Here is a 22,922-nt window from a genome sequence, read left to right on the forward strand (position 1 = left end):
ATGACGGTGCGAGTGCAGCACGGGGCGTTTGACCCCGGTGTCGAAGTCAATGCCATGCATGCCGCAAATGTGGGTGTGGGCGCGGTGGTCGGGTTCGTTGGCTACGTGCGGGATTTCAATGATGGGCGGGAAGTGGCGGGGATGTTCCTTGAGCACTATCCGGGGATGACCGAGAAGGCGTTGGCCAAGATCGTGGTTGAGGCCGAACAGCGCTGGCCCTTGCTCAAAGTCGAGGTGTTGCACCGGATTGGTGCGCTGGGGCCGGGCGAGCCGATTGTTTTCGTCGGCGTGGCCAGTGCCCATCGGCAGGCGGCGTTCGATGCCTGCAACTTCATCATGGATTACCTGAAGACCCGGGCGCCGTTCTGGAAGAAGGAGAATACCCAGGAGGGGCCGCGTTGGGTGGAAGGTAAGCAGAGTGACCAGGATGCCGCTGAGCGCTGGTAGGTTTCTGTTTGATGGCCGGGGCTTTGCCCCGGTTCGCGGGGCTAGCCCGCTTGTGTCTTGGAGAGGGAATAGAATCTGAAGTGAGAGCGGTGAATGGCAAGCTGATAGCCCGAGGTGCCCAGAGCACGTGTGGGAGCAAAAGCTGCCATTCACCGTTCCACTTTGGCGAGAGCCCGAACAGTTGGATGAGGGGCGTAATCTCGAATCACAAGCGTGGGCCAAGCCAAAGCGCTCTCACTCCTTGAGTTTAAGAGGGTTTGGCCATGTCTTCCTCTGTCGGCATCGATGTTTCCAGTGCCACACTTGCTGTTCACATCCGTCCTGAGGGGGTGAACTTCAGTGTTTCCAATGACTTGAAGGGATTCCAACTGCTCGTCGAAAAGCTTGGCGGGCATGCAATTTCAATGGTCTTGCTCGAAGCTACCGGTGGCTACGAGTGCAATGTCCTCAAAGCGCTGCAGGATGCCGATTTTCCGGTTTGCCGGATCAATCCCAGTCGTGCCCGGGACTTTGCCAAGTCGATGGGTAAACGCGCCAAGACCGATCCCATTGACGCAGCTGTTTTGGCTCACCTGGCTGAAGTTATGCCCCCACGGCCTTGCCAGGTGATGACACCCGAGCGGGCTTTGCTGCGCGAACTGCTTATGCAGCGGGATCGCTTCGTCCAACAGCGCGACGATGACAAGCGGCGCCTGAAGCAGGCGCGGGCTCCCAGTGTTTGTTTGCGGTTGGAACAACACATCGCCTATCTGAAGGGTGAAATTCGAGCGCTGGAACAAGAGATCGCACAGCAGGCAGCAGCTTTGCCTGATGATCGGGTTAAACAGCTCACTCAAGTCAAAGGAATTGGTCTGATTACTGCCGGAAAGCTGATGGCCTTGCTGCCAGAGCTGGGCCAGGTGGATAAGAAGGAAATTGCCGCCTTGGTCGGTGTTGCGCCGTTCAACCAGGACAGCGGCAAGCAGTCGGGCAAGCGTTCAATCTGGGGGGGGCGCTCACAAGTCAGGCGGGCGCTCTATATGGCCTGCTGGGTGGTGATACGGCACAACAAGGACTTCTGCGAGCGCTACAAAGCACTGCGAGCCCAGGGGAAGTGCGCGAAAGTATCGGTGGTGGCGTGTATGCGAGTATTGATAGTGAGGCTAAATGCGATGCTCAAGACCGGAACGCCCTGGAAGGAGCAAATAGCTCATTCGTAGGAGCAAGCCTTGCTGGCGATGCCCGGCACAGCCGGGCCTGGGGCGCTACGCGCCCCATCGCCGGCAAGGCCAGCTTCCACAAGAAGACAGTTGCTCCCACAGGTTCTCTGCTGAACCCAAGGGCAGCGGAAAATCTGTGGGAGCGGGCTTGCCCCGCGAAGACGTCATCACCGATCAGTGATGCTTGCGCGGCACCGGCTTGAGCAGTTCATCCGGCGGCATCTCGCACTTGATCTTGCGCCCCAGCAGCTCCTCGATCGCCGGCAGCTGATACGAGTCATCCTCCCCGGCAAAGCTGATCGACACACCGCTGGTGCCGGCACGGCCAGTACGGCCGATACGGTGCACGTAATCGTCCGGGTCTTCCGGCAAGGTGAAGTTGATCACGTGGCTGATGCCATCGATGTGAATACCACGCCCTGCCACGTCGGTGGCCACCAGCACGGTAATCCGGCCTTCGCGGAAGCTTTCCAGGGTACGAATGCGCTTGTGCTGCGGCACGTCGCCCGACAGCTGAGCGGCGTTGATGCCGTCGCGCACCAGCTTCTCTTCGATGCGTCGCACCTCGTCCTTGCGGTTGGCGAACACCATCACCCGTTCCCACTTGTGCTGGGTCACCAGGTTGTACAGCAGCTTGTATTTGTCGCTGCCGGCCACCGCATAGACGTGCTGCTCGACCGTCTCGCTGGCGACGTTTTCGGGTTCGATCTCGACGATGGCTGGGTCGGTGGTCCACTGCTTGGCCAGGTTCATCACGTCATCAGTGAAGGTGGCGGAGAACAGCAGCGTCTGGCGTTCGCTTTTCGGTGGGGTCTGGCGAATGATCTGACGTACTTGCGGAATGAAGCCCATGTCGAGCATGCGGTCGGCTTCGTCCAGCACCATCACCTCGACCATGTCCAGGTGCACTTCGCTGCGCTGGTTGAAGTCCAGCAGGCGGCCTGGGGTAGCAACCAGAATGTCGCAATGGCGTGCTTCCAGTGCCTTGAGCTGCTTGTCGAAGTCCATGCCGCCGACAAAGCTCATGACGTTCAGGCCGGTGTACTTGGTCAGGGCTTCGGCGTCCTTGGCGATCTGCACCACCAGTTCGCGGGTCGGCGCGATGATCAGCGCGCGTGGCTCGCCCATGAAGCGTTCCTTGGGCGGAGGCGTCTGCTGCAGCTGGGAAATGATCGAGATGAGGAACGCGGCGGTCTTGCCGGTGCCGGTCTGGGCCCGGCCGATGGCGTCCTGGCCGCGCAGGGTGTAACCCAGTACTTGCGCCTGGATCGGCGTGCAGTAGGGGAAGCCCAGGTCGTGGATCGCGTGCATCACTTCGTTGGACAGCTTGAAGTCGTGGAAGCGGGTTTTGCCTTCCTGCGGCTCGACCACGAAATCTTCCGGCTTCCACAGGCTGGCCTGTGGTTTGGGCTTGCGCTCGCGACGCGGTTTTTCCTTGGCCGGTTTGTCGGCGGCGGCAGGCGCTTGGGCCTCGGGGGTGGCGTTGGCGCGTTGTGGGGCCGGCTGAGGCGCTGGCTGAGACTCAGGTTGAGCCTCAGCCGCGGGAGCAGGCGCGGGCGTTTTCACGCTGGCAGCGGGATCGACGGCCTGAGGCGCGGCGTCTCCTTTGCCGAATATTTTTTTGAGTGCCTTGAGCACGATCGTCTCATCAACTGGTTAAGGAATGTACGCCGGGCAGTGTAAAGCAAGAACCGGACACGGCGTAGCGGAATACGCCCACAACGATGGGCGAGCCTGGCTTATTGCAATTGCTTGCTCAACCAGTCGTGGATATCGCTCAGTTCCTCGATGGCCACTTCATGCTCCATCGGGTACTCGTGCCATTGGGCGGCAACACCCCAGGTATTGAGGTATTCGAAGGCGGTGCGGCCCATGGCCGGGATCACCACCGAGTCGTGTACACCATGCAGGCACAAGGCCGGGGTGCGTTGCTGGCAGGCCTTGAGCTCGTGGTCATCGTTGAAGGTCGGGGCATAGGTGGACAGCGCGATCACACCCCCCAGGGCTTCCTGCCACTTTATATAAGCCGTGTGCAGTACCACCGCGCCCCCTTGGGAGAAACCGGCCAGGAAGATCCGCGCCAGGTTGATGCCTTTGGCCTGCTCGGCCTTGATCAGGGCAATGACTTGTTCGGCCGATTCCTCCAGCTGCGCCTCGTCGATGGCGCGCGCCGGGGTCATGGCCTTGATGTCATACCAGCTGGGCATGGCATAGCCGCCATTGATGGTGACGGGGCGGGTAGGGGCCTGGGGCATGATGAAGCGGGTGCTGAGCAGTCGTTCCTGCATGAATTCGGCAACCGGTAGGAAGTCGTAACGGTCGGCGCCCAGGCCGTGCAACCAGATCACACAGGCGTCAGCGGTTTTCTGCGGTTCGAGAATCAGCGGGTTGGTCATGACTGCTCCGAAAATGTGCGGGTCTTGTTATGGCGTGCGTAAAAAGAAGGCGCAGGGAATGATTGTCGGAAAAAGAATGTCGCAACGATACAACTTTCCCTACTTGACGAGCACTTAAACGCTTAAGCCGTCAACTGTGGTACGCCCTTTGCTATTAATCATTCGATGCAAGGGACAGGCCGTGACGGTAACACCCTTTGCAAGCGAAGGCTGTCATAGAACAGCCCATTGCGCCAATTGACCCAATAACAAGCCAACACGGGTCGGATACGCCTCAAAAGGGTGCGGTGCAATTCCGGCTCGGTACAACAAGAGCGATTTGGAGGTTGTGAATGAAGATGCTGAAAACCACCCTGGCAGTCCTGACCGCTGCCGCTGCACTGGGCGCCGTGACGACCGCCCAGGCCGGCGCCACGCTCGATGCGGTAATGAAGAAGGGCTTCGTCCAGTGTGGCGTGAGCGACGGCCTTCCAGGCTTCTCGGTACCTGATGCGCAAGGCAAGATCGTCGGTATCGACGCCGATGTCTGCCGCGCCGTCGCCGCTGCGGTATTCGGCGATGCGACCAAGGTCAAGTTCAGCCAGCTCAACGCCAAAGAACGCTTCACAGCCCTGCAGTCCGGCGAAGTCGATGTGCTCTCGCGCAACACCACCTGGACCAGCTCGCGCGACGCCGGCATGGGCCTGGTGTTCGCCGGTGTCACCTACTATGACGGCGTCGGCTTCCTGGTCAACAAGAAGCTGGGGGTTTCCAGCGCCAAGGAGCTTGATGGCGCGACCATCTGCATCCAGGCCGGTACCACCACCGAGCTCAACGTCTCCGACTACTTCCGTGCCAATAACCTCAAGTACACCCCGATCACCTTCGACACCTCCGACGAAAGCGCCAAGTCGCTGGAGTCGGGCCGTTGCGACGTGCTGACCTCGGACAAGTCGCAGCTGTTCGCCCAGCGCTCCAAGCTGGCCGCGCCAACCGACTATGTGGTGCTGCCAGAAACCATCTCCAAAGAGCCGCTGGGCCCGGTGGTGCGCAAGGGCGACGAAGAATGGTTCAGCATCGTCAAGTGGACCCTGTTCGCCATGCTCAACGCCGAAGAGGCGGCAATTACTTCGAAGAACGTCGAGGCTGAAGCCAAGGCTACCAAAAACCCGGACGTCGCCCGCCTGCTCGGCGCGGATGGTGAATACGGCAAAGACCTCAAGCTGCCCAAAGACTGGGTAGTCCAGATCGTCAAGCAAGTCGGCAACTATGGCGAAGTGTTCGAGAAGAACCTGGGCCAGAGCACCGACCTGAAGATCGACCGCGGCATGAACGCCCTGTGGAACAACGGCGGCATCCAGTACGCACCTCCTGTGCGCTGATGGATGCACCCTGCGGCGGCATTCCGCCGCCGCAGGCTGTTCGAATCCCTACTTTTCGGGGCACTTCATGCAAAATCGAATCGGCGCACAAAAGGGGCTATCCCTGAACGATCCGCGTGTGCGCGCGTGGCTGTTCCAGATACTCACGATCGTTTTCGTGGTCGGTCTGGGCTGGTACCTGTTTCACAACACGCAAACCAACCTGCAGCACCGGGGTATCACCTCCGGCTTCGACTTCCTCGATCGCAGTGCCGGCTTTGGCATCGCTCAGCATCTGATCCCTTACGTTGAATCCGACAGCTATGCACGGGTGTTCGTCATTGGTCTGCTCAACACCCTGCTGGTCACGTTCATTGGCGTCATCCTGGCGACGATCCTGGGGTTCATCATCGGTGTGGCGCGCCTGTCACCGAACTGGATGATCAACAAGCTGGCAACCGTGTATGTGGAGACCTTTCGCAACATCCCACCTTTATTGCAGATCCTGTTCTGGTACTTCGCGGTGTTTCTGACCCTGCCGGGGCCGCGGGGCAGCATCAACATCGACGACACGTTCTTCATCAGCAACCGGGGCCTGAACATGCCCGGCGCCTCCATGGCAGATGGTTTCTGGCCGTATGTCATTGCCTTGGCCTTGGCGATCGCGGCCATCGTGGTGATGGTGCGGGTTGCCAACAAACGCTTCAACGAGACGGGCAAGCCGTTTCATACGTTTTGGGTGGGGTTGGCGCTGTTGTTGGTCATTCCAGGCCTCTGCGTATTGCTGTTTGGCAGCCCGGTGCACTGGGAAGTGCCGCAGTTGAAGGGCTTCAACTTCGTTGGCGGTTGGGTGCTGATTCCCGAATTGCTGGCACTGACCTTGGCGTTGACGATCTATACCGCAGCGTTCATCGCCGAAATCGTGCGCTCGGGCATTCGTTCGGTCAGCCATGGCCAGACCGAAGCTGCGCGTTCGCTCGGCCTGCGTGAGGGGCCGACCTTGCGCAAGGTGATCATCCCCCAGGCACTGCGGGTGATCATTCCGCCGCTGACCAGCCAGTACCTGAACCTTGCGAAAAACTCGTCGCTGGCAGCCGGTATCGGCTACCCGGAGATGGTGTCGCTGTTCGCCGGTACCGTGCTCAACCAGACCGGCCAGGCTATCGAGGTGATTGCCATCACCATGAGTGTCTATCTCGCCATCAGCATCAGCATTTCGCTGCTGATGAACTGGTACAACAAGCGCATTGCGCTGATCGAGCGGTGAGGATACGCCCGTGAATGCTCATGTTTTCAAACCTGACATGCCGCCTCCGGTGAAAACCGTCGGCGCGCTCGCATGGATGCGTGCCAACCTGTTCTCCAGCTGGCTCAATACCCTGCTGACCCTGTTCGCCATTTATTTGGTATGGCTGATCGTGCCGCCCTTGCTGCAGTGGGCGCTGATCGATGCCAACTGGGTCGGCAGCACTCGCGCGGACTGCACCAAGGAGGGCGCCTGCTGGGTGTTCGTGCAGCAGCGCTTCGGCCAGTTCATGTACGGCTATTACCCGACGGAACTGCGCTGGCGCGTGGACCTGACCGTGTGGCTAGCCGTGCTTGGCGCCGCGCCGCTGTTCATCAAGCGCTTCCCGCGCAAGGCCGTTTATGGCGTGGGTTTCCTGGTGCTGTACCCGGTCCTTGCCTACACGCTGCTGCACGGCGGCTACCTGAGCCTGGAAAGCGTGCCGACCAGCCAGTGGGGCGGGCTGATGCTGACCCTGGTGATTGCCACTGTGGGTATCGTCGGCGCCTTGCCGCTGGGTGTTTTGCTGGCCCTTGGGCGCCGTTCGCGGATGCCGGCGGTGAAGGTGGTGTGCGTGACCTTCATCGAGTTCTGGCGCGGCGTGCCGCTGATCACCGTGCTGTTCATGTCGTCGGTGATGCTGCCGTTGTTCCTGCCCGAAGGCATGAGCTTCGACAAGCTGCTGCGGGCGATGATCGGCGTGATCCTGTTCCAGTCGGCGTACATCGCCGAGGTGGTGCGCGGTGGCCTGCAGGCCATCCCCAAGGGGCAATACGAAGCGGCTGCAGCGATGGGCCTGGGCTACTGGCGCGCAATGGGCCTGGTGATCCTGCCCCAGGCGCTGAAGCTGGTGATCCCCGGCATCGTCAACACCTTCATCGCCCTCTTCAAGGACACCAGCCTGGTGATCATCATCGGCCTGTTCGACCTGCTCAACAGCGTCAAGCAAGCCGCCGCCGACCCGGCCTGGCTGGGCATGGCCACCGAGGGCTACGTGTTCGCCGCCCTGGTGTTCTGGATTTTCTGTTTCGGTATGTCCCGCTACTCCATGCACTTGGAGCGCAAGCTGGACACTGGCCACAAGCGTTAGGAGTTTCGAAATGAGTGAAGCGATCAAGCAGCCTGCTGGCCCCGAAGGCATCATCCAAATGCAGGGTGTGAATAAATGGTACGGCCAGTTCCATGTGCTCAAGGACATCAACCTGAACGTGCGTCAGGGTGAGCGTATCGTCTTGTGCGGGCCGTCCGGCTCGGGCAAGTCGACGACCATCCGTTGCCTCAATCGGCTGGAGGAGCACCAGCAAGGGCGCATCGTCGTCGATGGCGTAGAGCTGACCAACGACCTCAAGCAGATCGAGGCGATTCGCCGGGAGGTGGGCATGGTGTTTCAGCACTTCAACCTGTTCCCGCACCTGAGCATTCTGGAAAACTGCACGCTGGCCCCGATGTGGGTGCGCAAGATGCCGCGGCGCAAGGCCGAGGAAATCGCCATGCATTATCTGGAGCGGGTGCGTATTCCGGAACAGGCACACAAGTACCCAGGGCAGTTGTCCGGTGGCCAGCAGCAGCGTGTGGCGATTGCCCGCGCGCTGTGCATGAAGCCGAAGATCATGCTGTTCGACGAGCCGACGTCGGCGCTCGACCCGGAGATGGTCAAGGAAGTGCTCGATACCATGGTGGGCCTGGCCGAGGATGGCATGACCATGCTCTGCGTGACCCACGAGATGGGCTTTGCCCGCACCGTGGCGAACCGGGTGATTTTCATGGACAAGGGGGAGATTGTGGAGCAGGCGGCGCCAGATGACTTCTTCGACCGGCCGCGCAGTGATCGGACCAAGTTGTTCTTGAGCCAGATTCTGCATTGATGCAACTGGGGCCGCTTAGCGGCCCCTTCGCGGGACAAGCCCGCTCCCACAAATTACCTGTGGGAGCGGGCTTGCCCCGCGAAGGGCTGCAAAGCAGCCCCAGATTTGAAGCCTTACTTCTGTTCCTGAGCGGCGGCCGGAGCAGGCGGTGGCCGCAGCCCCACCTCGGCGACCAGCTTCAGTTGCTGCCCATTGCGCATCACCTCGATGGTGATCTTCTCGTTGGGCTTGATCCGCGCCACCTGGTTCATCGACTTACGCCCGTCGCCCGCCGGTTCGCCGTTGATGCTCATGATCACGTCTCCCAGCTGCAGCCCGGCTTTTTGCGCCGGCCCTTCGCGGAAGATCCCCGCCACGACGATGCCCGGCCGATCCTGCATCCCGAACGACTCAGCCAGCTCCTGGCTCAGCGGCTGTACTTCGATACCCAGCCAGCCACGGATCACCTGGCCGTGCTCGACGATCGACTTCATCACCTCCAGCGCCAGCTTCACCGGGATCGCGAAACCGATGCCCTGCGAGCCGCCGGACTTGGAGAAGATCGCCGTATTGATACCGATCAGGTTGCCGTTGGCATCGACCAGCGCGCCACCGGAGTTGCCAGGGTTGATTGCCGCGTCGGTCTGGATGAAGTCTTCGTAGTTGTTCAGGCCCAGCTGGTTGCGGCCAGTGGCACTGATGATGCCCATGGTCACGGTCTGGCCGACGCCGAAGGGGTTACCGATGGCCAGCGAGACGTCGCCGATGTGAATGTTGTCGGAGCGGCCGATGGTGATCGCCGGCAGGCTCTTGAGGTCGATCTTCAGCACTGCAAGGTCGGTTTCCGGGTCGCTGCCGATTACTCGGGCCAAGGTCTCGCGGCCATCCTTGAGCGCCACCACGATCTGGTCAGCGCCACTGGTGACGTGGTTGTTGGTCAGCAGGTAGCCTTCAGGGCTCATGATCACCGCCGAGCCCAGGCTCGACTCCCAGCGCTTCTGCTTGGGCAGGTTGTCGCCGAAGAAACGGCGGAACTGCGGGTCTTCGAACAGCGGATGGGCGCTCTTGTTGACCACCTTGGTGGTGTACAGGTTGACCACCGCCGGTGCGGCCAGGGTCACGGCGTCGGCGTACGATACCGGGCCCTGCATGATCCGAGTGGTTTGCGGGGCCTGCTGCAGGTTGACGTCCTGGCTGGGCAGGCCGACCCATTGCGGGAAGCGCTGGATGATCAGCATGGCGATCAGTACGCCGGTAAGCAGGGGCCAGCCGAAATAACGCAAAGCCTTGAACATGAACGAATCCTGGGAGTGGGCGAGGGCCATGGTGGCGCAGCAGGGCGCAAACGCGCGCGATCATACACCGGTTTCCCCAACGCCGGCGACGGCCCATAATGGCGGCCATTATACGGACGTTGTTTCCGTTGAACGTGCAGATTTCGAGGAGATTTTCCATGGCCGTCGCCCTCAACACCCTGGTCGAGGAAGCCGAGCGCTACCTGGGCAGTGCGAAAATCCAGGATTACTGCCCCAATGGCTTGCAGGTCGAGGGCCGGCCGCAGGTCAGTCGCATCGTCAGCGGCGTCACCGCCAGCCAGGCGCTGCTGGATGCTGCGGTCGAGGCCGAGGCCGACCTGGTACTGGTGCATCATGGTTATTTCTGGAAGGGTGAGAACCCGTGCATTACCGGCATCAAGCAGCGTCGCTTGAAAACGCTGCTCAAGCACGACATCAGCCTGCTGGCGTTCCATTTGCCCTTGGATGTGCACCCGGAGGTGGGCAACAACGTGCAACTGGCGCGTCAGCTGGACATCACCGTCGAGGGGCCGTTGGACCCTGAAAACCCGAGAGTGGTCGGGTTGGTCGGTTCGTTGGCCGAGCCGATGACCGCGCGGGATTTTGCCCGGCGTGTGCAGGAGGTGATGGGGCGTGAGCCGCTGCTGGTCGAAGGCGACCAGATGATCCGCCGGGTTGGCTGGTGCACCGGGGGCGGGCAGGGCTATATCGACACGGCGATTGCTGCCGGGGTTGACCTGTTCATCAGTGGCGAAGCCTCGGAGCAGACCTACCACAGTGCCCGCGAAAACGGTGTCAGCTTCATTGCCGCCGGGCACCATGCCACCGAGCGTTATGGTGTGCAGGCGCTGGGGGATTACCTGGCCCGGCGGTTTGCCGTTGAGCATCTGTTCATCGATTGCCCGAACCCGATCTGAGGCCTGCATCGGCCTCTTCGCGGGCAAGCCCGCTCCCACAGGATTTAGGGCGACACAGCATCTGTGGGAGCGGGCTTGCCCGCGAATGGCCCGCCCTGCGGGCCAAACCCACAGTCATATCGTTAGACCTTTTCGATCTAGCCCGCCTCCTAAATAGAATCAGCCGCTGTGATAAAGTGGCTCGCTCGAACACGGCCCGCAGGCCGTCCATAAGATCGTTTTTCGTGAGTAGCCATGGTCGACAAACTGACGCACTTGAAACAGCTGGAGGCGGAGAGCATCCACATCATCCGCGAGGTGGCCGCCGAGTTCGACAACCCGGTGATGCTGTACTCGATCGGCAAGGATTCCGCCGTGATGCTGCACCTGGCGCGCAAGGCCTTCTTCCCGGGCAAGCTGCCGTTCCCGGTGATGCACGTCGACACCCAGTGGAAATTCCAGGAGATGTACAGCTTCCGCGACAAGATGGTCGAGGAAATGGGCCTGGAGCTGATCACCCACGTCAACCCCGAGGGTGTGGCGCAGGGCATCAACCCGTTCACCCATGGCAGCTCCAAGCACACCGACATCATGAAGACCCAGGGCCTCAAGCAGGCGCTGGACAAGCATGGTTTCGACGCCGCCTTCGGTGGTGCCCGCCGTGACGAAGAGAAGTCCCGGGCCAAGGAACGCGTCTATTCGTTCCGCGACAGCAAGCACCGTTGGGACCCGAAAAACCAGCGCCCCGAGCTGTGGAACGTATACAACGGCAAGGTCAACAAAGGCGAGTCGATCCGCGTCTTCCCGCTGTCGAACTGGACCGAGCTGGACATCTGGCAGTACATCTACCTCGAAGGCATCCCGATCGTGCCGCTGTACTTCGCCGCCGAGCGTGAAGTCATCGAGAAGAACGGCACCCTGATCATGATCGACGACGAGCGCATCCTTGAGCACCTCTCCGAGGAAGAAAAGGCCCGCATCGTCAAGAAGAAGGTGCGTTTCCGTACCCTCGGCTGCTACCCGCTGACGGGTGCTGTCGAGTCGGAAGCCGAGACCCTGACGGACATCATTCAGGAAATGCTCCTGACCCGTACGTCCGAACGCCAGGGCCGTGTCATCGACCACGATGGCGCCGGCTCCATGGAAGACAAGAAACGCCAAGGCTACTTCTAATTTCAGGGTTACTCCATGTCGCACCAATCTGATCTGATCAGCGAGGACATCCTCGCCTACCTGGCCCAGCACGAGCGCAAGGAACTGCTGCGTTTCCTGACCTGCGGCAACGTCGACGACGGCAAGAGCACCCTGATCGGGCGCCTGCTGCACGACTCGAAGATGATCTACGAGGACCACCTCGAAGCCATCACCCGTGATTCGAAGAAGTCCGGCACCACCGGCGAAGAAGTCGACCTGGCGCTGCTGGTCGATGGCCTGCAGGCCGAGCGCGAGCAGGGCATCACCATCGATGTTGCCTACCGCTACTTCTCCACCGCCAAGCGCAAGTTCATCATTGCCGACACCCCGGGCCACGAGCAGTACACCCGCAACATGGCCACCGGTGCGTCCACCTGTGACCTGGCGATCATCCTGGTCGATGCCCGCTATGGCGTGCAGACCCAGACCCGTCGCCACAGCTACATTGCCTCCTTGCTGGGCATCAAGCACATCGTCGTCGCGGTCAACAAGATGGACCTCAAAGGTTTCGACGAAGGCGTCTTCGAAGAAATCAAGGCCGACTACCTGAAGTTCGCCGAAGCCATCAACCTGACGCCGAGCAGCCTGCACTTCGTGCCGATGTCGGCGCTCAAGGGCGACAACGTGGTCAACCGCAGCGAGCGTTCGCCGTGGTACACCGGCCCTGCGCTGATGGAAATCCTCGAAACCGTGGAAGTGGCGGCCGACCGCAACTTCACCGACCTGCGCTTCCCCGTGCAGTACGTCAACCGTCCTAACCTGAACTTCCGCGGCTTTGCCGGCACCCTCGCCAGCGGCGTGGTGCACAAGGGTGACGAGATCGTCGTGCTGCCGTCGGGCAAGAGCAGCCGGGTCAAGTCCATCGTCACCTACGAAGGTGAACTGGAAAACGCCGGCCCAGGCCAGGCAGTGACCCTGACCATGGAAGACGAGATCGACATCTCCCGTGGCGACCTGCTGGTGCATGCCGACAACGTGCCACCGGTGACCGACCAGTTCGACGCGATGCTGGTGTGGATGGCTGAAGAGCCGATGCTCCCAGGCAAGAAATATGACATCAAGCGCGCCACCAGCTATGTGCCTGGCTCGATCGCCAGCATCACCCACAAGGTCGATGTGAACACCCTCGAAAAGGATGCTGCCAGCGCGCTGCAACTGAACGAGATCGGTCGCGTCAAGGTGTCCCTGGACAGCGCCATTGCGCTGGATGGCTATGACAGCAACCGCACCACCGGTGCGTTCATCGTCATCGACCGCCTGACCAACGGCACCGTCGGCGCCGGCATGATCATCGCACAGCCCGTACTGCCACACGGCAGCACCGGCCAGCATGGCAAGCAGGCCCACGTGTCCACCGAAGAACGCGCCCTGCGTTTCGGCCAGGAGCCGGCTACCGTGCTGTTCAGCGGCCTGTCCGGCGCTGGCAAGAGCACCCTGGCGTATGCCGTGGAGCGCAAGCTGTTCGACATGGGCCGTGCGGTGTATGTGCTCGATGGCCAGAACCTGCGCCACGACCTGAACAAGGGCTTGCCACAGGACCGCGCTGGCCGCACCGAGAACTGGCGCCGCGCCGCCCATGTGGCGCGCCAGTTCAACGAAGCCGGCATGCTGACTCTGGCCGCCTTCGTCGCCCCGGATGCCGAAGGCCGCGAACAGGCCAAGGCGCTGATCGGCAAGGAGCGCCTGGTGACCGTTTACGTCCAGGCTTCGCCAATCGCCTGCCGCGAGCGCGACCCACAGGGCCTGTATGCCGCCGGTGGCGACAACATCCCGGGTGAAAGCTTCCCGTTCGATGTGCCGCTGGACGCTGACCTGGTGATCGATACCCAGAACACCAGTGTCGACGAAGGCGTGAAGCAGGTGCTGGACGTGCTGCGTCAGCGTGGCGCGATCTAAGCGCTGAAGCTGCATGAAAAACCCCGCTTCGGCGGGGTTTTTTGTGGCACCTATTTAAGGAAGTGCTCTTTTCCAGCGCAGAGTGCTGGCTTAGATATGCTTTTCCGACACAGGAATCACTCGTCTCTCTTTCACTGCCTTATAAGAAAAACTCGAATAAATCTCCTTAACCCCCGGCAACCGCTGCAGCACTTCCCGGGTGAATTCCCCAAACGATTCAAGGTCCCGCGCCAGTATTTCCAGCAAGAAGTCATACCGCCCGGAAATATTATGGCAGGCAACGATTTCGGGTATTTCCATCAACCGCTTCTCAAAGGCCAAGGCCATGTCCTTGGTATGCGAGTCCATCATGATGCTGACAAAAGCGGTGACGCCAAACCCCAATGACTTGGGCGAGAGAATGGCCTGATAGCCGGTGATGTAACCGTTATCTTCCAGCAGTTTGACCCGTCGCCAGCAAGGCGAAGTGGTCAGCGCCACCTGGTCGGCAAGTTCGGAAACAGTAAGGCGGGCGTTGTCCTGCAGGGCGGCCAGCAGGGCGCGGTCGGTGCGGTCGAGGCTCGAAGGCATGTTTTGCCCTCCTGGTCGAATAATTGTTGTTTTTGTTCCAAAAAGTGCTCGATTGCGTGGGCTATTTTGGAAAAATTCAGGCAGCTCGGTGGCATAAGCTTATAGCAAACCACAAGAGGCTGTTGCCATGCGCGACTCCCATAACAACACCGGTTTTTCCACACGGGCCATCCACCATGGTTATGACCCGCTGTCCCACGGCGGCGCCCTCGTGCCGCCGGTGTATCAGACCGCGACTTATGCCTTCCCGACTGTCGAATATGGCGCTGCCTGCTTTGCGGGAGAGGAGGCGGGGCACTTTTACAGCCGCATTTCCAACCCAACGTTGGCCTTGCTCGAACAGCGCATGGCGTCGCTCGAAGGGGGCGAAGCCGGGCTGGCACTGGCTTCGGGGATGGGGGCCATCACCTCGACGATCTGGACGCTGTTACGGCCTGGCGATGAGCTGATCGTTGGGCGCACGTTGTATGGCTGCACCTTCGCCTTCCTGCACCATGGCATTGGCGAGTTCGGGGTCAAGATTCACCATGTCGACCTCAACGATGCCAAAGCCCTGAAAGCGGCGATCAACAGCAAAACGCGGATGATCTACTTCGAAACGCCGGCCAACCCCAACATGCACCTTGTCGATATTGCGGCGGTGGCTGACGCCGCGCGTGGGCATGATGTGCATATCGTGGTCGACAACACGTATTGCACCCCTTATTTGCAGCGGCCTCTGGAAATGGGCGCCGACCTGGTGGTGCATTCGGCGACCAAATACCTGAGTGGCCACGGTGATATCACTGCAGGGCTGGTGGTCGGGCGCAAGGCGCTGATTGATCGGATACGCCTTGAAGGGCTGAAAGACATGACCGGCGCGGTGCTGTCGCCGCACGATGCTTCGCTGTTGATGCGCGGGATCAAGACCCTGGCCCTGCGCATGGATCGCCACTGCGCCAATGCCCAGCAGGTGGCGGAGTTTCTGGCGCGCCAGCCACTGGTGGAGCTGATTCACTACCCGGGGCTGCCGTCGTTCCCCCAGTACGAACTGGCACAGCGGCAGATGCGATTGCCGGGCGGGATGATCGCGTTCGAGCTCAAGGGCGGGATCGAAGCGGGGCGGCGCTTCATGAATGCGTTGCAGTTGTTTGCGCGGGCGGTGAGCTTGGGGGATGCCGAATCACTGGCGCAGCATCCGGCGAGCATGACCCATTCCAGCTATACGCCGCAGGAGCGGGCCCATCACGGGATATCGGAGGGGTTGGTGCGCCTGTCGGTGGGGTTGGAGGACATCGAGGACTTGCTGGCGGATGTTGAGCAGGCATTGCAGGCCTGCAGCTAGGTTGCCTGAGCTGGCCTCTTCGCGGGCAAGCCCGCTCCCACAAGGGGCCAGTGAATCCAGCCCACAAAAAAGGCCTCCTGAGAGGCCTTTTTCATGTTCAGCGGATCAACGCTTGAGCCCGTAGCTCTCATCGAGCATACCCGGCGAGTTCGGCGTTTTTGGCGCGTAATCGCGTGGCACTTCGGCGGTGTCCTTCGGTGGGGTCAGGCGGTCACGTGGGCCGTGGGCCGCTTCGGAGTGCAGGGCGGCCAGCAGGCGTTGGCGGGTGACGTCGTCGAGGGCCAGGGTGTTGGCGCCATCGGCGAGGTGATCCTGAACATCCTGGTAGCTCTGGGTCAGTTTCTTGACCAGTACGGCGGTGCTGTTGAAGTGGGTGACCACTTCGTTCTGGTAGCTGTCGAAACGCTGCTGGATGTCATCCAGCTGACGTTGAGTGCTGCTCGGCGCGGCATTGGGCAGCAGGCGGGCCACGACGAAACCAACCACCACGCCGATGACCAGGGCCAGGGTCGGCAACAACCAAACAAGGAGCGAGAGTTCCACGAGTCCTTCCTCTATAAACGGCTTTGCTTTACGTTAACGGCTCAGACCTGCGCTGTATACCGCGAGCGATCGCAAATCAGAACAGAATTCCTCACCTAGACGAATCGACCCTTCCCGAGGTCACGGAGTAGTGCCTTGCTTGTCCGCGAAACCCCCTTGCTCATCGATGGCCCTTGCGGCCAGTTGGAAGCCTTGTACCTCGACGTGGCCGATGCCCGTGGCGCGGTGCTGATCTGCCACCCCAACCCGGTCCAGGGCGGCACCATGCTCAACAAGGTGGTTTCGACCCTGCAACGCACCGCGCGTGACGCCGGTTATGTAACTCTGCGTTTCAACTACCGTGGCGTCGGCCAAAGCGCTGGCAGCCATGATATGGGGGCTGGCGAGGTGGCCGATGCCGAGGCTGCGGCAGCTTGGCTGCGCGCGAAACACCCCGAACTGCCCGTGGTGCTGATGGGCTTCTCGTTTGGCGGTTTTGTCGCGACCAGCCTGGCAGGGCGCCTGGAAAGCGCAGGCGTCGAACTGCAGCAGCTGTTCATGATTGCCCCGGCGGTGATGCGCCTGACAGACGAATTCCCGCTGCCGCAGCGTTGCCCGATCACGGTGGTACAGCCGGACAGCGACGAAGTCGTCGATCCGCAACGGGTCTACGAATGGTCTGACGCCCTGTCGCGCCCCCATGAGCTGCTGAAAGTGGCAGAATGCGGACACTTCTTCCATGGCAAGCTGACCGATCTGAAGGATCTGCTGCTGCCGCGCCTTTCGAATTGAGCCAAGCCTGAATAAGCGAACACCCATGACCACGCGCATCCTTACCGGTATCACCACCACCGGCACCCCGCACCTGGGCAACTACGCCGGCGCCATCCGCCCGGCGATCCGCGCCAGCCAGCAACCCGGTGCCGATTCGTTCTACTTCCTGGCCGACTACCACGCCCTGATCAAGTGCGACGACCCGCTGCGCATCCAGCGCTCGCGCCTGGAAATCGCCGCCACCTGGTTGGCCGGTGGTCTCGATCCGGACAAGGTGACGTTCTACCGTCAGTCCGATATCCCCGAGATCCCCGAGCTGACCTGGCTGCTGACCTGCGTCGCGGCCAAGGGCCTGCTCAACCGTGCGCATGCCTACAAGGCCTCGGTGGACAAGAACCTTGAGGGCGGCGAAGACCCGGATGCCGGCGTGACCATGGGCCTGTACAGCTACCCGGTCCTGATGGCCGCCGACATCCTGATGTTCAACGCCCACAAGGTGCCGGTTGGTCGTGACCAGATCCAGCACGTGGAAATGGCGCGTGACATCGGCCAGCGCTTCAACCACCTGTTCGGCCAGGGCAAGGACTTCTTCGCCCTGCCCGAGGCGGTGATCGAGGAAAGCGTGGCGACGCTGCCGGGCCTGGACGGTCGCAAGATGTCCAAGAGCTACGACAACACCATCCCGCTGTTCACCAGCGCCAAGGACATGAAAGACGCCATCTCGCGCATCGTGACCGACTCGCGCGCGCCGGGCGAAGCGAAGGACCCGGACAACGCGCACCTGTTCACCCTGTTCCAGGCGTTCTCGACGCCGGCGCAATGCGCCGAGTTCCGCGAAGAGCTGCTGCAGGGCCTGGGCTGGGGCGAGGCCAAACAGCGCCTGTTCCAGTTGCTGGATGGGCAGCTTGCAGAGAAGCGTGAGTACTACCACCAGCTGATCGCCCGCCCGGCGGACCTGGAAGACATCCTGTTGGCCGGCGCTGCCAAGGCCCGCAAGATCGCTACCCCCTTCCTTGAGCAACTGCGTGAGGCTGTTGGCCTGCGTTCGTTCCGCAGCAGCGTCCAGGCCACCACCGAAGTGAAGAAAAAGGCGTCCAAGAGCGCGCGCTTCGTCAGCTTCCGTGACGAAGACGGCAGCTTCCGCTTCCGCCTGCTGGCAGCCGACGGCGAGCAACTGCTGCTCTCGCGCAGCTTCGCCGACGGCAAGAGCGCCGGTGCCGTGAGCAAGCAATTGCAGCAAGGCAGCGAAGCCGATGTGCGTGTCGAAGGCCTGGGTTTCAGCCTGTGGCTGAATGGCGAACAGGTGGCCGACGGGCCGCAGTTCGACAGCGCCGAAGCCCGTGATGCGGCGGTTCAAAGCCTGCATGAGGCACTGACGCCACAGCAGGACTGAGACAGTTTGACGCAAGTCTCATTGCCATTAAGCGGGCCTGTCGCTACAGTGACGGCCCGTTTTTTGTTGCCTCGCTAACGAAATCATGACGCCCCTAGAACGATATCAAGCAGATCTGAAACGTCCCGACTTCTTCCATGATGCGGCGCAGGAGACTGCGGTGCGTCACCTGCAGCGCCTTTACGACGACCTGGTTCAGGCGCAGAACAACAAGCCGGGCATGTTCGGCAAGCTGTTCGGCAAGAAGGAACAGACGCCGGTCAAGGGCCTGTACTTCTGGGGCGGGGTGGGCCGTGGCAAGACCTACCTGGTCGACACCTTCTACGAGGCGCTGCCGTTCAAGCAGAAGATGCGTACGCACTTCCACCGCTTCATGAAGCGTGTGCACGAGGAGATGAAAACCCTCAAGGGCGAGAAGAACCCGCTGACCCTCATCGCCAAGCGCTTCAGCGACGAAGCCAGGGTGATCTGCTTCGACGAATTCTTCGTCTCCGACATCACCGATGCCATGATCCTCGGTACCTTGATGGAAGAGCTGTTCAAAAATGGCGTTTCGTTGGTGGCGACCTCCAACATCGTGCCGGACGGCCTGTACAAGGACGGCCTGCAGCGCGCGCGCTTCTTGCCGGCTATCGCCATGATCAAGCAGTACACCGACGTGGTGAACGTCGACAGTGGCGTCGACTATCGCTTGCGTCACCTGGAGCAGGCTGAACTGTTCCACTTCCCGCTCGATGACGCCGCACACCAGAGCATGCGCGCAAGCTTCAAGGCGCTGACCCCTGAATGCACCCAGGCCGTCGAGAACGACGTGCTGATGATCGAGAACCGCCCGATCAACGCCCTGCGTACCTGTGACGACGTCGCCTGGTTCGATTTCCGTGCCCTGTGTGACGGGCCGCGCAGCCAGAACGACTACATCGAGCTGGGCAAGATCTTCCATGCTGTTCTGCTGAGCAACGTCGAGCAGATGAGTGTCACCACCGACGACATCGCCCGCCGCTTCATCAACATGGTGGACGAGTTCTACGACCGCAACGTCAAGCTGATCATTTCGGCTGAGGTGGAGCTGAAAGACCTGTACACCGGCGGGCGGCTGGTGTTCGAGTTCCAGCGTACCCTGAGCCGATTGCTGGAAATGCAGTCGCACGAGTTCCTGTCCCGCGCGCACAAGCCATAAGTTCTTGGGGCTGCAAAGCAGCCCCATTGGCCTCAAGCCTCTTGCATGAACTGCTGCCGATATTGGTTCGGCGACAACTCGGTGTGCTGACGGAACAACCGGGCAAAGAAGCTGGCATCGTCGTAGCCGACCTCGTAGCTGATGGTCTTGATGCTCTTGCGCGTGCTCGACAACAAGCCCTTGGCCGTCTCGATCCGTAGCCGTTGCAGGTAATGCAGCGGCTTGTCGCCCGTCGCGCCCTGGAAGCGTCGCATGAAATTGCGAATGCTCATGCCATGGTTGCGGGCCACGTCCTCGAAGCGGAACTTGTCGGCGAAGTGCTCTTCCAGCCAATGCTGGATCTGCAGGATGATCAAATCCTGGTGCAGTTTCTGCCCACCAAAACCCATGCGCCCCGGCGTGTAGTTGCGCTGCACTTCGTAGAGGATGTCGCGGGCCACGGCGCGCGCTACGTTGGCCCCGCAGAAGCGTTCGATCAGGTAGATATACAAGTCGCAGGCCGAGGTAGCACCGCCCGCGCAATAGATATTGTCGGCATCGGTCAGGTGCTTGTCCTGGTTCAGGCGGATTTTCGGAAAGCGCTCGGCAAAATTGGCGAAGAAACGCCAGTAGGTCGTCGCCTCCTTGCCGTCGAGCAGGCCAGACTCGGCCAGCCAGAACACGCCGCTGGCTTCAGCGCACAGCACTGCACCGCGGGCATGTTGTTCGCGCAACCACGGCAAGACCTGTGGATAACGCTGCATGAGGTTGTCGAAGTCGTCCCAGAACGCAGGGAGGATGATGATATCGGCGTCGTTCAGGCCGCTGTCGACCGGCAGTTGGACATTGCTGAAGCTGTCCACGGGCTGGCCGTCCGGGCTCACCAGGCCGATTTCGAACATGGGCTGCAGGCCCAGGCCCAGTTGCTTGCTGTAACGCAGGCTGGCGAGGTGGAAAAAATCCTTGGCTTGCATCAAGGTCGAAGCGAATACCTTGTCAATGGCCAGGATGCTGACGCGCCGCAGCGACGCGGAGGGTTGGGTAAACATCATTGTCATTGTTCTTATAGGGTAGAGTGGTCAATCACCGGCTGGATCGTCTTATTTTTTGGCGATTGTGTCTACCCCGCAGAATTTCAGCGCCCTTTTCACGGGTGAACCCGCGAAAAGGGCCGCGTTGCACTCGGATCAAGGCGCCGGGTTGGGCTGATCCTGATGAATCGCCTCGATCGCCGCCAACAGCTCATCGCCCAGGTTCAGGTCCAGGCTCGCCAGGTTGCTCTGCAGCTGTTCGACGCTGGTCGCCCCAATGATGTTGCTGGTCACGAACGGCTGCCGTGTGACGAAGGCCAGGGCCATCTGCGCCGGGTCCAGCCCATGTGCCTGGGCCAGCTGCACATAGCGGCTGCAGGCGGCTACGGTCTGCGGGTTGGAGTAGCGGGCGAAGCGGCTGAACAGGGTCAGGCGGCCTTGTTCCGGTCGGGCGCCGTTCTCGTACTTGCCCGAGAGCATGCCGAAGGCCAGCGGCGAGTAGGCCAGCAGCCCGCACTGCTCCCGGATCGCGACCTCCGCCAGGCCCACCTCGAAGCTGCGGTTGAGCAGGTTGTACGGGTTCTGGATCGACACTGCGCGCGGCCAGCCACGGGCTTCTGCCAGGTGCAGGAACTTCATGGTGCCCCACGGCGTTTCGTTGGACAGGCCGATGTGGCGGATCTTGCCGGCGCGTACCTGCTCGTCGAGCACTTCGAGGGTTTCTTCCAGTGGGGTGAAGTGGTCCTGTGGCAGGTGCTGATAGCCCAGCTTGCCGAAGAAGTTGGTGCTGCGCTCCGGCCAGTGCAGCTGGTACAGGTCGATGCGGTCGGTCTGCAGGCGCTTGAGGCTCTCGTCCAGCGCCGCGACGATGTGCTGGCGGTTGTGCTTGAGCTGGCCGTCGCGGATGTGGCTGATGCCGTTGCCGGGCCCGGCGACCTTGCTGGCCAGGATCCAGTCGTCGCGATCGCCATTCTGGCGAAACCAGTTGCCGATGATGCGCTCGGTCGCGGCGTAGGTCTCGGGGCGGGGCGGCACCGGGTACATTTCGGCGGTGTCGATGAAGTTGACCCCGGCGGCCTTGGCCAGCGCAATCTGTTCGAAGGCCTCGTCCTGAACGTTCTGCTCGCCCCAGGTCATGGTGCCCAGGCACAGGGCGCTGACATTGAGGTCGGTACGGCCGAGCTGGCGGTATTCCATCGGGAAAACACTCCTTGGCAAAGAAGCCCATAAAAGCAGGTTGAAATTTTTCGCGCAATCTGGATAATTCGGCACCTCTCCGTGTGGTGGGAGTGATGCACCATCGCGCAGGAAGAACCCCGTCGAACATTGGCGTGCCCGACCCGAGCCCCCAAAAGCGTCTGTGTTCGGCTGCGCGCTTGCCCTTGGCAAGCTGTGCACTATCCAGTAAGATTCGCCGTCTATTTTTCGCTGGGCGGCCTCTGAGGCTTTAGAGAATGAAAACTTTTACTGCTAAACCGGAAACAGTAAAGCGCGAGTGGTTCGTAGTCGACGCCGCTGGCCAGACCCTGGGTCGTCTGGCTACCGAAATCGCTAGCCGTCTGCGTGGCAAACACAAACCAGAATACACCCCTCACGTTGACACCGGCGACTACATCGTCGTCATCAACGCCGAGCAAATCCGTGTAACTGGTGCCAAGTCTTCCGACAAGATGTACTACTCCCACTCCGGCTTCCCAGGCGGTATCAAGGAAATCAACTTCGAGAAGTTGATCGCCAAGGCCCCTGAGCGTGTTATCGAAACCGCGGTCAAAGGCATGCTGCCGAAGAACCCGCTGGGTCGCGACATGTACCGTAAGCTGAAAGTGTACGCGGGTGCTGCTCACCCACACACTGCTCAGCAGCCTCAAGAACTGAAGATCTAACGGGATAGTTCATTATGTCGGCGACTCAAAATTACGGCACTGGCCGTCGCAAGACCGCAACCGCTCGCGTTTTCCTGCGTCCGGGTACTGGTAACATCTCCATCAACAACCGTTCTTTGGACGTGTTCTTCGGTCGTGAAACCGCTCGCATGGTTGTTCGCCAGCCGCTTGAGCTGACCGAGACCACCGAGAAGTTCGACATCTACGTCACCGTTGCTGGTGGTGGTGTCAGCGGTCAAGCCGGTGCGATCCGTCACGGTATCACCCGCGCTCTGATGGAATACGACGAAACCCTGCGTGGCGCTCTGCGTCGTGCTGGCTACGTCACCCGCGACGCTCGTGAAGTTGAGCGTAAGAAAGTGGGTCTGCGTAAAGCGCGTAAGCGTCCTCAGTACTCCAAGCGTTAATACCGCTTCGGCAGTCGAAAAAGCCCGGTTCCTTTGGAACCGGGCTTTTTTTATGTCTTGAACTAAC

General features: G+C 61.0%; 22 protein-coding genes. 15 read left to right on the forward strand and 7 right to left on the reverse strand.

Annotated elements, in window-relative coordinates; genetic code table 11:
• Together moaE and OGV19_RS00645 are read left to right on the forward strand one after the other, a co-directional pair.
• Nucleotides 1-447 carry a molybdopterin synthase catalytic subunit MoaE gene (gene moaE, locus OGV19_RS00640; protein WP_264311664.1) on the forward strand — a complete coding sequence of 149 codons (447 nt, stop codon included), beginning with the start codon at nucleotides 1-3 and terminating at the stop codon, nucleotides 445-447.
• Nucleotides 448-710: 263 nt separating this feature from the next.
• Nucleotides 711-1,646: an IS110 family transposase gene (locus OGV19_RS00645; protein ID WP_264310357.1), complete on the forward strand. Its 936-nt coding sequence runs from the start codon at nucleotides 711-713 to the stop codon at nucleotides 1,644-1,646.
• A gap of 174 nt (nucleotides 1,647-1,820) precedes the next feature.
• Here OGV19_RS00645 and rhlB read toward each other — a convergent pair whose 3' ends face one another.
• Together rhlB and OGV19_RS00655 are read right to left on the reverse strand one after the other, a co-directional pair.
• Nucleotides 1,821-3,284 (reverse strand): ATP-dependent RNA helicase RhlB, encoded by a 1,464-nt coding sequence (gene rhlB, locus OGV19_RS00650; protein WP_264311665.1) that lies wholly within the window; start codon nucleotides 3,282-3,284, stop codon nucleotides 1,821-1,823.
• Between the two features lie 101 nt (nucleotides 3,285-3,385).
• Nucleotides 3,386-4,042 carry an alpha/beta hydrolase gene (locus OGV19_RS00655; RefSeq protein WP_264311666.1) on the reverse strand — a complete coding sequence of 219 codons (657 nt, stop codon included), beginning with the start codon at nucleotides 4,040-4,042 and terminating at the stop codon, nucleotides 3,386-3,388.
• Nucleotides 4,043-4,374: 332 nt separating this feature from the next.
• Between OGV19_RS00655 and OGV19_RS00660 the strand changes: the two genes are divergently transcribed.
• The 4 genes from OGV19_RS00660 to OGV19_RS00675 all read left to right on the forward strand — a co-directional run bounded on the left by OGV19_RS00660 (nucleotide 4,375) and on the right by OGV19_RS00675 (nucleotide 8,532).
• On the forward strand, nucleotides 4,375-5,403 hold the full coding sequence (locus OGV19_RS00660) for an amino acid ABC transporter substrate-binding protein (RefSeq protein ID WP_264311667.1): 1,029 nt from the start codon (nucleotides 4,375-4,377) through the stop codon (nucleotides 5,401-5,403).
• Nucleotides 5,404-5,470: 67 nt separating this feature from the next.
• A complete protein-coding gene (locus tag OGV19_RS00665) occupies nucleotides 5,471-6,649 on the forward strand; it encodes an amino acid ABC transporter permease (protein WP_264311668.1) in 1,179 nt (392 codons plus the stop codon).
• A gap of 10 nt (nucleotides 6,650-6,659) precedes the next feature.
• A complete protein-coding gene (locus tag OGV19_RS00670; protein ID WP_264311669.1) occupies nucleotides 6,660-7,757 on the forward strand; it encodes an amino acid ABC transporter permease in 1,098 nt (365 codons plus the stop codon).
• 10 nt (nucleotides 7,758-7,767) lie between these two features.
• Nucleotides 7,768-8,532, forward strand: a complete 765-nt coding sequence (locus OGV19_RS00675; protein ID WP_003251792.1) for an amino acid ABC transporter ATP-binding protein — start codon at nucleotides 7,768-7,770, stop codon at nucleotides 8,530-8,532.
• A gap of 113 nt (nucleotides 8,533-8,645) precedes the next feature.
• On the opposite strand, the gene algW is transcribed toward OGV19_RS00675, so the two are convergent.
• A complete protein-coding gene (gene algW / locus OGV19_RS00680) occupies nucleotides 8,646-9,806 on the reverse strand; it encodes a Do family serine endopeptidase AlgW (RefSeq protein WP_264311670.1) in 1,161 nt (386 codons plus the stop codon).
• Between the two features lie 158 nt (nucleotides 9,807-9,964).
• Here algW and OGV19_RS00685 point away from each other — a divergent pair, with 158 nt between their 5' ends.
• The 3 genes from OGV19_RS00685 (at nucleotide 9,965) to cysN (ending at nucleotide 13,792) form a co-directional block, all read left to right on the forward strand.
• The gene (locus OGV19_RS00685) at nucleotides 9,965-10,723 is read left to right on the forward strand and encodes a Nif3-like dinuclear metal center hexameric protein (RefSeq protein WP_264311671.1); all 759 of its coding nucleotides are present in this window, start codon (nucleotides 9,965-9,967) and stop codon (nucleotides 10,721-10,723) included.
• A 234-nt stretch (nucleotides 10,724-10,957) separates the two neighbouring features.
• Nucleotides 10,958-11,875 carry a sulfate adenylyltransferase subunit CysD gene (gene cysD, locus OGV19_RS00690; RefSeq protein WP_003251799.1) on the forward strand — a complete coding sequence of 306 codons (918 nt, stop codon included), beginning with the start codon at nucleotides 10,958-10,960 and terminating at the stop codon, nucleotides 11,873-11,875.
• Nucleotides 11,876-11,890: 15 nt separating this feature from the next.
• On the forward strand, nucleotides 11,891-13,792 hold the full coding sequence (gene cysN / locus OGV19_RS00695) for a sulfate adenylyltransferase subunit CysN (protein ID WP_264311672.1): 1,902 nt from the start codon (nucleotides 11,891-11,893) through the stop codon (nucleotides 13,790-13,792).
• 90 nt (nucleotides 13,793-13,882) lie between these two features.
• Here the strand turns inward: cysN and OGV19_RS00700 are convergent, their stop codons facing one another.
• Nucleotides 13,883-14,362 carry an Lrp/AsnC family transcriptional regulator gene (locus OGV19_RS00700; RefSeq protein ID WP_027595326.1) on the reverse strand — a complete coding sequence of 160 codons (480 nt, stop codon included), beginning with the start codon at nucleotides 14,360-14,362 and terminating at the stop codon, nucleotides 13,883-13,885.
• 127 nt (nucleotides 14,363-14,489) lie between these two features.
• Between OGV19_RS00700 and OGV19_RS00705 the strand changes: the two genes are divergently transcribed.
• Nucleotides 14,490-15,686, forward strand: a complete 1,197-nt coding sequence (locus tag OGV19_RS00705) for a methionine gamma-lyase (RefSeq protein ID WP_264311673.1) — start codon at nucleotides 14,490-14,492, stop codon at nucleotides 15,684-15,686.
• 105 nt (nucleotides 15,687-15,791) lie between these two features.
• Here the strand turns inward: OGV19_RS00705 and OGV19_RS00710 are convergent, their stop codons facing one another.
• Nucleotides 15,792-16,229 (reverse strand): Z-ring associated ZapG family protein, encoded by a 438-nt coding sequence (locus tag OGV19_RS00710; RefSeq protein ID WP_264311674.1) that lies wholly within the window; start codon nucleotides 16,227-16,229, stop codon nucleotides 15,792-15,794.
• Nucleotides 16,230-16,364: 135 nt separating this feature from the next.
• On the opposite strand from OGV19_RS00710, the gene OGV19_RS00715 reads away from it, so the two are divergent.
• The 3 genes from OGV19_RS00715 (at nucleotide 16,365) to zapE (ending at nucleotide 19,555) form a co-directional block, all read left to right on the forward strand.
• Nucleotides 16,365-17,000 carry an alpha/beta hydrolase gene (locus OGV19_RS00715; RefSeq protein WP_264311675.1) on the forward strand — a complete coding sequence of 212 codons (636 nt, stop codon included), beginning with the start codon at nucleotides 16,365-16,367 and terminating at the stop codon, nucleotides 16,998-17,000.
• Nucleotides 17,001-17,025: 25 nt separating this feature from the next.
• Complete coding sequence (locus OGV19_RS00720; RefSeq protein WP_264311676.1) at nucleotides 17,026-18,375, forward strand: tryptophan--tRNA ligase; 1,350 nt, start codon at nucleotides 17,026-17,028, stop codon at nucleotides 18,373-18,375.
• An 85-nt stretch (nucleotides 18,376-18,460) separates the two neighbouring features.
• Nucleotides 18,461-19,555 (forward strand): cell division protein ZapE, encoded by a 1,095-nt coding sequence (gene zapE / locus OGV19_RS00725; protein ID WP_264311677.1) that lies wholly within the window; start codon nucleotides 18,461-18,463, stop codon nucleotides 19,553-19,555.
• A 32-nt stretch (nucleotides 19,556-19,587) separates the two neighbouring features.
• Here zapE and OGV19_RS00730 read toward each other — a convergent pair whose 3' ends face one another.
• The gene (locus OGV19_RS00730; RefSeq protein WP_264313868.1) at nucleotides 19,588-20,508 is read right to left on the reverse strand and encodes a GlxA family transcriptional regulator; all 921 of its coding nucleotides are present in this window, start codon (nucleotides 20,506-20,508) and stop codon (nucleotides 19,588-19,590) included.
• Nucleotides 20,509-20,721: 213 nt separating this feature from the next.
• Nucleotides 20,722-21,762, reverse strand: a complete 1,041-nt coding sequence (locus OGV19_RS00735) for an NADP(H)-dependent aldo-keto reductase (protein WP_264311678.1) — start codon at nucleotides 21,760-21,762, stop codon at nucleotides 20,722-20,724.
• A 257-nt stretch (nucleotides 21,763-22,019) separates the two neighbouring features.
• Here OGV19_RS00735 and rplM point away from each other — a divergent pair, with 257 nt between their 5' ends.
• A complete protein-coding gene (gene rplM, locus OGV19_RS00740; RefSeq protein ID WP_008097538.1) occupies nucleotides 22,020-22,448 on the forward strand; it encodes a 50S ribosomal protein L13 in 429 nt (142 codons plus the stop codon).
• A gap of 14 nt (nucleotides 22,449-22,462) precedes the next feature.
• On the forward strand, nucleotides 22,463-22,855 hold the full coding sequence (rpsI, locus tag OGV19_RS00745) for a 30S ribosomal protein S9 (RefSeq protein ID WP_264311679.1): 393 nt from the start codon (nucleotides 22,463-22,465) through the stop codon (nucleotides 22,853-22,855).
• Nucleotides 22,856-22,922: the final 67 nt, after the last annotated feature.

Origin of the sequence: Pseudomonas putida (assembly GCF_025905425.1) — a bacterium.
GTDB classification, from domain to species: domain Bacteria; phylum Pseudomonadota; class Gammaproteobacteria; order Pseudomonadales; family Pseudomonadaceae; genus Aquipseudomonas; species Aquipseudomonas putida_AF.

What these genes read in the sequence shown, in the direction of transcription:
- OGV19_RS00660 (WP_264311667.1), top strand. Translation starts at nt 4,375, where the DNA reads ATGAAGATGCTGAAAACCACCCTGGCAGTCCTGACCGCTGCCGCTGCA.
- OGV19_RS00675 (WP_003251792.1), top strand. Translation starts at nt 7,768, where the DNA reads ATGAGTGAAGCGATCAAGCAGCCTGCTGGCCCCGAAGGCATCATCCAA.
- OGV19_RS00735 (WP_264311678.1), bottom strand. Translation starts at nt 21,762, where the DNA reads ATGGAATACCGCCAGCTCGGCCGTACCGACCTCAATGTCAGCGCCCTG.
- OGV19_RS00705 (WP_264311673.1), top strand. Translation starts at nt 14,490, where the DNA reads ATGCGCGACTCCCATAACAACACCGGTTTTTCCACACGGGCCATCCAC.
- cysD (WP_003251799.1), top strand. Translation starts at nt 10,958, where the DNA reads ATGGTCGACAAACTGACGCACTTGAAACAGCTGGAGGCGGAGAGCATC.
- moaE (WP_264311664.1), top strand. Translation starts at nt 1, where the DNA reads ATGACGGTGCGAGTGCAGCACGGGGCGTTTGACCCCGGTGTCGAAGTC.
- OGV19_RS00655 (WP_264311666.1), bottom strand. Translation starts at nt 4,042, where the DNA reads ATGACCAACCCGCTGATTCTCGAACCGCAGAAAACCGCTGACGCCTGT.
- algW (WP_264311670.1), bottom strand. Translation starts at nt 9,806, where the DNA reads ATGTTCAAGGCTTTGCGTTATTTCGGCTGGCCCCTGCTTACCGGCGTA.
- OGV19_RS00665 (WP_264311668.1), top strand. Translation starts at nt 5,471, where the DNA reads ATGCAAAATCGAATCGGCGCACAAAAGGGGCTATCCCTGAACGATCCG.
- rplM (WP_008097538.1), top strand. Translation starts at nt 22,020, where the DNA reads ATGAAAACTTTTACTGCTAAACCGGAAACAGTAAAGCGCGAGTGGTTC.
- cysN (WP_264311672.1), top strand. Translation starts at nt 11,891, where the DNA reads ATGTCGCACCAATCTGATCTGATCAGCGAGGACATCCTCGCCTACCTG.
- OGV19_RS00730 (WP_264313868.1), bottom strand. Translation starts at nt 20,508, where the DNA reads ATGCAAGCCAAGGATTTTTTCCACCTCGCCAGCCTGCGTTACAGCAAG.
- OGV19_RS00720 (WP_264311676.1), top strand. Translation starts at nt 17,026, where the DNA reads ATGACCACGCGCATCCTTACCGGTATCACCACCACCGGCACCCCGCAC.
- rpsI (WP_264311679.1), top strand. Translation starts at nt 22,463, where the DNA reads ATGTCGGCGACTCAAAATTACGGCACTGGCCGTCGCAAGACCGCAACC.
- zapE (WP_264311677.1), top strand. Translation starts at nt 18,461, where the DNA reads ATGACGCCCCTAGAACGATATCAAGCAGATCTGAAACGTCCCGACTTC.
- OGV19_RS00700 (WP_027595326.1), bottom strand. Translation starts at nt 14,362, where the DNA reads ATGCCTTCGAGCCTCGACCGCACCGACCGCGCCCTGCTGGCCGCCCTG.
- OGV19_RS00645 (WP_264310357.1), top strand. Translation starts at nt 711, where the DNA reads ATGTCTTCCTCTGTCGGCATCGATGTTTCCAGTGCCACACTTGCTGTT.
- OGV19_RS00685 (WP_264311671.1), top strand. Translation starts at nt 9,965, where the DNA reads ATGGCCGTCGCCCTCAACACCCTGGTCGAGGAAGCCGAGCGCTACCTG.